This window comes from Nocardia sp. NPDC055321 (assembly GCF_053645575.1).
In genome coordinates this window covers 1-10,663 of the sequence record NZ_JBSHMS010000060.1, presented here as the reverse complement: position 1 = coordinate 10,663, position 10,663 = coordinate 1, and the positions used below count along the sequence as shown (strand labels likewise).

Genomic DNA, 10,663 nt, shown 5'->3' with positions numbered 1-10,663 from the left:
TCAGTACTCCCGCGAGGCCGGGCCGGTAGACGTCGGGGCTGGCCTCGGCGAGTGCCCGGTGGATCTGAACGGATTCCTCGACCGCCGCCAGCGCCTCCTGGAACCGCCCCAGTTCGCTGAGCTGCAACGCGAGGTTGCTCAGACCTTTCGCGAGGCCGAGCCGGTAGACGTCGGGGCTGGCCGCGGCGAGCGCTCGGTGGATCTGGACGGATTCCTCGACCGCCGCCAGCGCCTCCTGGAACCGCCCCAGGGCGCCGAGCTGCATCGCGAGGTTGCCCAGATTTATCGCGAGCTCGGGCCGATGGGAGTCGGGGTGGGCCTCGGCGAGTGCCCGGTAGATCCGAACGGATTCCTCGCTCGCCACCAGCGCGTCCTGGAACCACCGCAGTTCGCTCAGCCAGCCCCTGAGGTTGTCCAGACCTTGCGCGAGGCGAGGCAGGCAGACGTCGGGGTGGGCCTCGGCGAGCGCCCGGTAGATCCGAACAGAAGCCGCGCCCACCACCACCGCCTCATGGAACCGCCCCAAGCCGCCGAGCCAGGACCCGAGGTTGTCTAGACCTTTCACGAAGTGAGCCAGGTAGACCTCGGGCCTGGTCTCGGAGAGTGCCCGGTAGATCTGGACGGATTCCTCACCCACCACCACCGCCTCCTGGACCCGCCCCAGGGCGTTGAGCTCGATCGCGAGGTTGCCCAGACTTGTCGCGAGCTCGGGCTGATGGGAGTCGGGCCTGGTCTCGGCGAGTGCCCGGTAGATCTGGACCGATTCCTCGGCCGCCGCTAGCGCCTCCTGGAACCGCCCCAAGCCGTCGAACCAGGCCCCGAGGTTGCTCAGAGTCCTCGCGAGGTGGGGCAGGTAGTCGTCGGGGTGGGTCTCGGCGAGTGCCCGGTGGACCTGGACGGCTTCCTCGCCCACCACCACCGCCTCCTGGAACCGCTCCAGCTGTCCGAGCTCAACCATGAGTTCGCGCAGAGTCCTCGCAAAGTCGGACAGGTAGACGTCGGGGCGGGACTCGGCGAGTGCCCGGTAGATGTGGACGGCTTCCTCGCGCGCCACCAGCGCCTCCTGGAACCGCCCCGGTTCGGCGAGCTGGTTCGCGAGGTTGTTCAGAGTCCCGGCTAGAGCGGGCAGGTAGGCGTCAGGGCGGAACTCGGCGAGTGCGCGGTTGATCCGGACCGATTCTTCGACCGCCGCCACCGCCTCCTGGAACCGCCCCAGGGCGCCGAGCTGCAGCGCGAGGTTGGACAGTCCACTCGCGAGGCCAGGCAGGTAGACGTCGGGGCTGGTCTCGGCGAGTCCCCGGTGGATCCGAACGAAATCCTCGACCGCCGCCGCCGCCTCCTGGAACCGCCCCAAGCCGCCGAGCCAAGACCCGAGGTTGCCCAGAGCTAGCGCGAGGCGAGGTAGGTAGACGTCGGGCCTGGCCTCGGTGAGAACCCGGTAGATCTGGACGGATTCCTCGACCGCCGCCAGCGCCTCCTGGACTCGCCCCAGGGCGTTGAGCTGGATCGCGAGGTTTCCCAGAGTCCTCGCAAAGTCGGGTAGGTGGGGGTCGGGGTGGGACTCGGCGAGTGCCCGGTGGATCTGGACGGATTCCTCGACCGCCGCCAGCGCCTCCTGCACCCGCCCCAGTTCGCCGAGCTGGATCGCGAGGTTGCCCAGTGCTTGCGCGAAGTGGGGCAGGTGCGAGTCGAGGGGGCCCTCGATGAGTGCCCGGTAGATCTGGACGGATTCCTCGCTCGCCGCCAGCGCCTCCTGGAACCGCCCCAGTTCGCTGAGCCGGGTCGCGAGGTTGCTCAGGGTCCTCGCAGAGTGGGGCAGGTAGACGTCGGGGCGGGACTCGGCGAGCGCCCGGTAGATCCGAACGGATTCCTCGCTCGCCGCCAGCGCCTCCTGGAACCGCCCCAGAACGCCGAGCTGGATCGCTAGGTTGTTCAGACTCCCGGCTAGGTCGGGCAGGTAGGAGTCAGGGCGGAACTCGGCGAGTGCCCGGTTTATCCGGACCGATTCTTCGACCGCAGCCACCGCCTCCTGGAACCGTCCCAGTTCGCCGAGCAGGACCATGAGGTTGCTCAAAGTCCTCGCAAGGTTGGGCAGGTTGTCGTCGGGGCTGGCCTCGGCCAGTGCCTGGAGGATCTGGACGGATTCCTCGCCCGCCGCCAGCGCCTCCTGGAATCGCCCCAGTTCGCGGAGCTGGGTCGCGAGGTTGCCCAGTGCTTGCGCGAAGTGGGGTAGGTGAGAGCCGGGGCGGCCCTCGATGAGTGCCCGGTGGATCTGGACGGATTCCTCGCTCGCCGCCAGCGCCTCCTGGAACCGTCCCAGCTGTCCGAGTCGCATCGCGAAGTTGCTCAGACCTTTCGCGAGGCCGTGCAGGTACTCGTCGGGGCGGGCCTCGGCGAGTGCTCGGTGGATCTGGACGCATTCTTCGATAGCCGCCAGCGACTCCTGAAACCGCCCCAAGTCGCCGAGCTCGTTCGCGAGCCTGTACAGGAGCGTGGCCAGGTCAAGACTATTTTCGTGGCCATCGGTGCGGTAGCGCTCGGTGAGGATGTGGCAGAGCTCGGCGGCCAGAGGCGTCAGTGTGTGCGAGTCGGTCGGAAACTGGGAGTACAGCCTCTGCAGGGTGTCGGTGGTGGTGGCGGGGTCGGTGACGGTCTGTTCGAGTGCGTCGAGAAGCGGTGTCGGTGTTTCCACCCGCGTGGCCACTTCGATGGCGTGTACCAACAACGTGTCAGGGCTGCGGCGGCACCACTCGGTGAGCTGTTGACCGGCGGTGGGACTGAACGCGGGATGCGCGCTCGCGCGGGTACATACCGTCAGCAATTGACGGGTTTGCTCATCATCAAGCGCTTGACGGGTGAGGGTTTCGATGATGCAGTGGCGGTTGTCGTGGTCGAGTATGAGGCGCCCGACTATATGTTCGGCGAGTCGGTCCGGCGCCAATCTTGCGAACGCCCCTGGGGTGTGCCCGGGGTACAGCCCCATCAGCCACGCACGGACTTTGTTCCGGATCAGCACTGGCTGCTGATCGGTCAGTTCCGGGATCCGCGTCAGCACGCGTTCGAGCTCCTGCCCGGTGGCTGGGGTCAGGACCGCGGTCGCGGCGATCGCGTCCTTGAGAGTGGGCATGCCCGGATTGTCGAGGAGACCGTAACTGGCAGCGGTGCTTTCCCAGTACCGGTGCTCATGTTCGAGGACCCGGTCCTCGAAACTTCGGGTAGGCCCGGGTGCGAGGGGGTGTGCGATGGTGGTGTCCAGCAGCGCGAGTAACGCGCCCATCTGCACCGCCAGCGCCGTGGCCGTGGTCTCGAACTGCGGTACCGGCGCGCGGGCGACCTGGGCGGCGGTGTGCGCCCAGTCCACCTCTGCGGTGGGGCCGCCCAATTCCGGGAGCGCGGCCGCGAACGCGGTGACAGCGGCCCGGTAGGTGTCTTCACGCGCGGCAGGGGAGTGATCCAGAATTGGCAGTTCGGTTGCGGAGGCCCATTCGATGATGTCGCCGGCAGCTCTACTTCCATAGGCGATCTGATTCCACCACTCTCCCCGGAACCGTGCCAGCATCAGCACTTTCATCGGCCGCTCGCTCCCAGAGCCGGCCAGGGTGGCCAGCAGGTTCCGGACCTGGGTGAGGCGGGATTCGGCGTAATCGACGATCACCAGCAGCGGAGTCCTGACCTCTGCGGTGATCTCCAACTCCGCGCCGGAGGCACCCGGGGCCAGCCACAGCACGCTCCATCTCTCTGCGGTGAGTTGGTCACCGAAGTGCTGTGCGAGGCGCGTTTTGCCTTGTCCGCCACGCCCGTACAGCAACCACGCCCCGACGCCGTCGGTCTGGGCCCACCCGTGCAGCTGCTCCAAGAGCTTGCCGCGCCCGGGCCGGAACGGCACCACCGCACGGCGCGCCACAAGCAGCGAGGATGGTGAGACGACCGCGCGGGGGGATTGTTCACGTTCCATCAGACTCTGCAGCTCGACCGGTTCCCACCAGGCCCCGCGCACCCCGGCGTGCTGCTCGAGCATGGCCCGAAATGCGGGGTCCGCCAGCAGCACATACGCGGGAACCGCGACCAGCGCGCTGTGGCGGCGGTGTTCGGGATCAGCGGCCACCACCCCGGTCAGCAGGTCACCGCAATACACCGCGGCACCGGAGATCCCCGCCCACGGAGAGGCCCCGAGATCCGCGGGGGGATGGGCATCGAGTTCTATGACGTACCGATTTCCGACCAGCCCGCTGCCCGGGCTCAATCTCCCGGTCGGCTGATCGGTCTCGGAAGTCGCGTGGTGCCGCACGTACTCCGGCAACCCCCATATCCGACAGGGGATCCCCGGATGGTGGGTCACGGTGCGGCCCCACACCACCGGCTTCATCCGCGGCGGCGTCCATTCGGGATCGTCGATGTGGACCAGGGCGGCGTCGTCGCGTTCGCCCGGGCGCCCGCACCACACCACGGTCCCGACGTAGCGGCCCGCGACGGTGGGACGGGACAGTCGAACCCGGGATCCGGTGTCCCCGACCACGTGCGCGGAGGTCAACACCAGCTGCGGCGCGATCAGATATCCAGAACCCGTCAGTACCCCGGCGACCCGGATCAGCTGCTTTTCTTCCATTGGACTGGATCCGTTCGATTCCCGAAACCACTACCGGCCCTGCATGTTCGGACGCGCGGCTATCGACTAGGGCTCGATCCGCTCAGGTACACCGTCCGCCTCGTCCGAATCTGGTTCGCGACCGATCAGGACATCCCCGCCGCCAGGCGCCTGCGGGGTGAGGGTCAAACTCACCCGCTGTCTGCGGGTGCGGCCGGCACCGCCTTCGACGTCCCCGGAGACCACCCATGCCTTGAACCCCGCCTTGACCTTCGCGTCCTGGCGCAGTTCCACATCGAACGACATCTCGATCGGCCCCACCGCGAACGCCACATCGCTCTCGCCGCGGCGCGCGGCCGCCCGCATCAGCTCATCGCGCAGTGCCGCGACCGCGTCGCCCAGTTCGATTTCCATGTCCGCCCCATCGCCGTCGGCACACGAGCCGCTACATCGTGTGCACCCATCCTTCCCGACAACCCCACTTCGCGAAAACGATTGGCCCAATCAATCTTCCATTCGCCAACCATCCGGTTTCATCCTGGCGCCAGCGCGGATCGTGACCACTGCCCCGGTTCGTCGGCTGTCGGCATTCGTTCCAGGACCGCGCCCCCTCGAGGCTTCGGTCCTGGGCGTGCGGGCCGCAGCCTATTCCGTCGCCGAGTACGCAAGGCCGTGCGCACTCTGGCGATCTTCATTCCCACCCCGAGGAGGCTCGATGCCAGCACGGCACTGATAGTCGACGTTGAGGTCTCGCTCACCAGCCGCGGGGTCCGGCTCCTGCCCAGGACCACACCGAGTGACCGCTGCACTCGGCTGACCGGATATGCCGATGCCCCTGAGCGTCCTACCGGTCCGCTCACCGGCCGCATCGTGATCGTGAGCGGCCCTGGCCATTTCGGGCAATCGCAGCAGATCGATCTTCCACTGCGGGCCGCTGAGTCGTCGCAGGCCCCTGACGACGCTGTAGCCATCGGGCGGAATGTAGTACGGGTCCGCGCCGCACTGCAGCAACAGACAGATGGTCTCGGTCGAGCTCCACGCTCCCCGGGCCTCGATCAGCAACGGCGTCAGGCCCCGGTGGCTGAACGCCTCGAGTTCGGCACCGGCATCGAGCAGCAGCCTGAGCACATCGACGCTGTCCTTCTGGGCCGCGAGGTGCAAGGGCGTGTGCCGTCGATGTCGCGGGCGTTGGGATCCGCACCCCACCTGAGCAAGCGCGCCACCAGCGCCGCGTCGGTGTCGACCCCGGCGTAGTGCAACCAGGTCCGCCCGTACCGATCCAGCTCGCGCAGGTTGGCCCCACGCCCGAACTATCCCCTCACCCGACCATCTTCCCGCCCGACACCTGTCGCTAGATGCTGTGTACCTGTGCTTGTCAGGATCGGCGCGCGTCCCGGGTGATCCTGACCGCGCCGCCGATGAACGCCGCGGTCATTGTCAGCAGCCCGAGTGACGGGATCCGGGTGAGTGTCGAGGGCGGCACGTCGAAGATCTCGAAGAGGCAGAAGAGCCCGACCAGGCTCACCAGCGTCAGGACAGCGGATACCAGCATCAGTATGCGGTCGCGACTCTCGTCCTCGGACAGCCCGCGCCTGCCTGCAGGACCCTGGGGCGATCCCGCGGCGGGAGCAGGAGCTGGCGGTGTGCCGGTCCACCCGGGCGCGGACTGCGGTTGCGGTGATGCTGTGCCTCGGCGCCAGGGGTGTGCGAATCCGATTGCCCCGGAAGCGAACACCAGGAGCGCGCCGGTTCCGAGCGCGATCCAGGGCGCGTTCGACCGCGACGAGGGCGCGGTGGCGCCCAGGACCGTGACCTCGAGCGTCGCGGGCAGGTCGTCGAGGTGCGCGAGCCGGTCGGTGATCGCGGCCCTGGCGGACTCGATGTCGGTTCCGGCTTTCAAACCCGCGGCCATGACCGCGGCGCTTTTGTCCGGGGACATCATCCCCGGAGTCGGCGGCGAGACCGTTTCGACCTCCGGCATCGCGCGCAGCGCCCGGTACATCGGAGTGATCTCCTCCGCGGACACCGTGCGGGTCGGGGACTGCTCGAGCAGGATCAGAATGTCCTCGTACGGAACGATTCCGGCCGCGGCCAGCTGCTCGGACACGCCTGCCACCGCGACCTGCTGACTGCGAGACACACCTACGCCGCCGCCGGCGATCAATGCGATTCCCCACACCAGCACAACTACAGCCACGATCACTCGAACAGACTTCACGAACCCCCCCAATGCCATTTCAGCTTCGATCCGCGAAGTCTAGTCAGATGTCCCCGCGCGGTCCGATCCCGCATGCGCTGCTGCGGCGGTTCGATCGGCCGGATTCCCCGCACGCAGCGACGGACCCGATTCCGAGGGGTGGGATCGGGTCCATCGGCTATCGGCGCGCATCGCGGCGCACCCGTTCACCGTAGACACTCGCGATGGCAATCGCACAGAACGGCAACCGTTTTGACGAACACGGGCGGGTAGATACGTACTGAACAAGTGTTGCGTTGACCGCCTGAATCCGAATGCATCACAGTGCGTTCGTGTGGGCAGCCGATCAGCGAATACCGCACGGACCTCACCACCAATCGACGTGCAGCACCAGTCGGCAAAGCCCCCAGTCAAGTTGTTGGGTAACAAACCGACTGGGGGCAGAACAGACAATAGAGACGCGGATCGGTGAAGCCGGGAGCGGGAGAACGGGGAAGAGCCGGGACCACTGATCATCAGATCCACTCGCGCCTACTCGCGACCACGTCGAACGTGGGCTTCTCACCGTGCTGTACTGCCACTGGCGGCCCTTCGAGCCCTTATAGATTCGGGAATCTCGGTCTGGCGGCTACGTCTGTGGAGTACATCGCCGGTCGCGATCGATCAAGAAAGGTCGGATATATCCAATTCGCGCTCTTCAGCAACCTCCCGATACTCGTCGGCTTGACGACGGGCTTGGGCGGCCGCTACGGGCTCGTTCTCGTCGGTGAGCTGACGTGCCCGGTTCAACCAGAACCGAAGGTGCCGAACGACCTCATCGTCGGACTTGGTCGCCGGGTCTCCGAAGGTAGGCCGCCAATTCGTCATGGCCTTCATTGTCCAGGCAATGCCCGCCATCTCGCGCAGCTGCGCCGGGCGGCGTTTCTCGAGCACCTGAGAACGGGAGTGTGGGCGCGTGACGGGTGTGCGTGCGAGCCGGACCGGCGGACTTCCGACCGTGTTTCTGGGCAAGCAGTCGGTGTATGTGATCCCGGGAGCACGCCACCTGGACTTACTCGCGCACTCCGTGGTCTATCCGGGCATGGTGCTGACCTCGATCCTCACCGGAGCGTCTGGGGCGGCGGTGTTCCGCGCGGAACTGACAATCGGTCGTCAGCGAGCTCGACGCGACAGGCGTGTCCGCTGGCGTCCCAGCGGCCGCGCAGGCAACGATCGATCCGGTGGGTGGGGACATCACAACTTCATCGGCTGATCGTTTCGGAGATGGAGGCACGGCATTGTGGGCAGTTCTGGTCACCGCAGTTGTCAGTCCAGCGGCTGTACTCGCTATTCAGCTGTGGCATCAGCGCACGATGGCCACGCAGGGCTGGCTGCGTGATCGCCGCGGCGAGCTATACGTCCAGCTGCTGCAATATCAGAATTCGGCTCTGGGGGCTTCATCGGCCGAGGCGGCTGTGCTGACCGCGGAGGCCGCGGCATTCGCGTCCGACGAGGTGTCCAAACGTTGGCGTGAGTCGAGGGATCACTCCAATATCCTCAACGAATACGTCGACGAGCATTACCCCGAATGGACCGACCCGGATAATCGGCCGGATCCTGCGACATTAAAGGCGGGGAATTTCTCGGACCTCGACTTCCAACGTCTGTGGACGGCCCGGGAGGCAGCAGCACAGGCTCTCACCGATCGGGTTCGGGATGAGCTGCGGGTGGAGCCCCGTGAGTGGCGCCGCGCGGTGCGCCGCCGCCACTAGGCAGATCCGGGTGACCCGGTTGTGGTGTCGGCGATGGTCCAGGTCTTGATCGCGTCGCCGTACGACCCCCACTCGTCATCGACCTCCGGGAGCGAGTACCAGTGCGGGAGTGGGGTTCCGTCGGCGGCGATGTCCGCGGTGCTCACCTCGCGCGCGGTGACACCGCCGGCCCGCAGGTGCGGGCACCAGCGTCGGGCAACGCTCAAGCAGGCGCGGTGCATGGCCGCGTCGGTCAGGATCCAGCCGTCGGCGTCGTGGAGCACCCACGCGCGATCAGGGAGCGCGAGCCCGCATACCTGACATTCCCAGTGGCTCTGGCAGTGCAGGATCCGGTTGCAGTCGATGGCTTTCCATTGGGGCTGACCGGCTTCGACCAGCGTCCCCCACGGCACCGGAAGCCCGTCGGCGCGGGGACGCGGCAACCCGCGCCGCCGTAGCCAGGTCGCGGTCGCGCTCGGTTGCTCAGTGGTCATCGGGTGCTCTCGAACGGTCGCGCCGGTGTGTCCGGGACGTACCCGCCCACGATAGTGACCGGAGTGCCGTACGACGCCGGTTCCCATCCACCGCCCCCGAGGAACCCCACCTCGATGACCACCTCACCCGAATCGTGGTCGTGGCGTTCCTCGACGAAAGCCACCACCCGGTCGTTCACCCTCGGGTCACCGCTGACAAGCCGGTGTCCCCGTTCGAGGTCAGCGACGGTGATGGAGGAGGTCCGCATGTCTGTTTCCTTTGTCCAGCAGTCGGTTCGCGGACGCCCTCGAAACAGCGCCCGCCCTCTGAAAGGCTCGCACCGTCGTCTCGGCGATGTTCCAGATGCGGCACGGTCGCACGTCTGCCGTCGAAGGGGCGCGTGATTGTGGTCTGCTTCATGCACAAGCCCGAACGCGGACCTCGGTGCGCCACCCACAGTCGCCGCGCCGACAGACGTGTCGACGTCGCGAAGCACGGACACGCAGAAAGGGGTTCCGGGAGCGACGCAGGCAGGCCGCTGCCGCGTACGCCCGATGCGGGTGCACGATCGAGGTCGTCCCGCTGCCTCGATGCGGTGATCGGGTCAGCGCCACGTCCAGGTCCGTGTACCGTCAGCTCTCGGGGGACTCGTAATCTGCTGCACCGCAACATGCTTGAGAAAGAGGTCGGTCGTGAAGGTCGCCATTGTCGCCGTGCTGGCTACGGTCGCTCTCGCTGGCTGCGCCTCCAGCACCGGTACACCCACCGAGAGCGCTGTTGCTGTGCGGTCCAGCGCGGCTGTGGTGCCGGGCAGCGGTGCGCCGCCGGCCGAGCCTGCCCAGCGTTCGCCGCTTCGGATGCAGACCTGCGAGGAGATGCTGGCGATGTTCACCGCGGTCCGAGAGGCACCTGGTGCGGGCGAACCGTGGGATGTGCGCCAGGCAGCGGACAACATTCTGGCCGAGGCGCGGACCTCGCCGAAGTGGGCGGGATGGAGCGAGGAGGAACGCGCCGATTTCACCGCTGGGCTTCGTGAAGCCGCGCAGGGCAGTTGCCCCTGACCCCGCGCCCGCCGCCCGGTATGGAACAGTTGCCGCGGCGTGAGAGCGCTCGTCACTGATTCAGCGAAGGTGCTGTCGTGGGGTCGCCGATGATTCGGAGGTTGGGCATTGTGCACCAGTACTGTTCGTCCTTCGCCAGCAGTACCGGGAACGACATGCACATGGTCACTGCGAACAGCGTCTGGTAGATCTGCTCGAATCCCTCGTGATCCGGGCGGACCGTGGGCCCTAGTCCTTTCGCCAACGCGAGCAGGAACAGGTTCAGGCTCCACAGGCCGCCGTACCCGTGCAGCACCGTCACTCCGGTGTCGTCTTCAGCGAATGTGAAGCCGTCGAATTCGTCACGGGAGTCAAGCACCGATCTCACCGACTCGCCGGTGACCGTGTACACCTCGACACCGAAATCCGTTTCGTCGCTCACAGATTCATCCCATCCATCGTTACGGGAGCACGCTCTCCGCTGGCCCCAGCATCTACAGTGCAGGCCGCCTCTACACAACGGCAACCGAGGGTCGCGCGGTCGCGCGGAATCGGTCTGGTGGACAGCCTCTCTCGTGACCAGAGGAAGAAGACCCGAGTGTCGGTCAGCGGCTTCCGCCCCCCGCTGCGGGAGGCG

General features: G+C 67.0%; 10 protein-coding genes. 2 read left to right on the top strand and 8 right to left on the bottom strand.

Annotated features, from left to right (window positions below; all coding sequences use genetic code 11):
* From ACWIGI_RS41415 to ACWIGI_RS41395, 5 genes are all read right to left on the bottom strand, one after another.
* Positions 1-4,606: tetratricopeptide repeat protein (locus ACWIGI_RS41415; RefSeq protein WP_454209175.1), on the bottom strand; the 4,606-nt coding region annotated here is incomplete at its 3' end.
* Between the two features lie 66 nt (positions 4,607-4,672).
* Complete coding sequence (locus tag ACWIGI_RS41410; RefSeq protein WP_454209174.1) at positions 4,673-4,999, bottom strand: trypco2 family protein; 327 nt, start codon at positions 4,997-4,999, stop codon at positions 4,673-4,675.
* Positions 5,000-5,230: 231 nt separating this feature from the next.
* Complete coding sequence (locus ACWIGI_RS41405; RefSeq protein WP_454209173.1) at positions 5,231-5,791, bottom strand: ankyrin repeat domain-containing protein; 561 nt, start codon at positions 5,789-5,791, stop codon at positions 5,231-5,233.
* 169 nt (positions 5,792-5,960) lie between these two features.
* On the bottom strand, positions 5,961-6,803 hold the full coding sequence (locus ACWIGI_RS41400; protein ID WP_454209172.1) for a hypothetical protein: 843 nt from the start codon (positions 6,801-6,803) through the stop codon (positions 5,961-5,963).
* 642 nt (positions 6,804-7,445) lie between these two features.
* Positions 7,446-7,715: a hypothetical protein gene (locus ACWIGI_RS41395; protein WP_454209171.1), complete on the bottom strand. Its 270-nt coding sequence runs from the start codon at positions 7,713-7,715 to the stop codon at positions 7,446-7,448.
* A 287-nt stretch (positions 7,716-8,002) separates the two neighbouring features.
* On the opposite strand from ACWIGI_RS41395, the gene ACWIGI_RS41390 reads away from it, so the two are divergent.
* Positions 8,003-8,533 carry a hypothetical protein gene (locus ACWIGI_RS41390; protein ID WP_454209170.1) on the top strand — a complete coding sequence of 177 codons (531 nt, stop codon included), beginning with the start codon at positions 8,003-8,005 and terminating at the stop codon, positions 8,531-8,533.
* Here ACWIGI_RS41390 and ACWIGI_RS41385 read toward each other — a convergent pair.
* A complete protein-coding gene (locus ACWIGI_RS41385; RefSeq protein ID WP_454209169.1) occupies positions 8,530-9,006 on the bottom strand; it encodes a hypothetical protein in 477 nt (158 codons plus the stop codon). The two genes, ACWIGI_RS41390 and ACWIGI_RS41385, sit on opposite strands and share 4 nt — an antisense overlap.
* Positions 9,003-9,254, bottom strand: a complete 252-nt coding sequence (locus ACWIGI_RS41380; protein ID WP_454209168.1) for a hypothetical protein — start codon at positions 9,252-9,254, stop codon at positions 9,003-9,005. Before ACWIGI_RS41380 ends, ACWIGI_RS41385 begins: the two co-directional genes overlap by 4 nt.
* A 424-nt stretch (positions 9,255-9,678) precedes the next feature.
* Here ACWIGI_RS41380 and ACWIGI_RS41375 point away from each other — a divergent pair, with 424 nt between their 5' ends.
* Positions 9,679-10,047: a hypothetical protein gene (locus ACWIGI_RS41375; RefSeq protein ID WP_454209167.1), complete on the top strand. Its 369-nt coding sequence runs from the start codon at positions 9,679-9,681 to the stop codon at positions 10,045-10,047.
* Between the two features lie 52 nt (positions 10,048-10,099).
* Here ACWIGI_RS41375 and ACWIGI_RS41370 read toward each other — a convergent pair whose 3' ends face one another.
* Positions 10,100-10,468 (bottom strand): hypothetical protein, encoded by a 369-nt coding sequence (locus ACWIGI_RS41370; protein WP_454209166.1) that lies wholly within the window; start codon positions 10,466-10,468, stop codon positions 10,100-10,102.
* Positions 10,469-10,663: the final 195 nt, after the last annotated feature.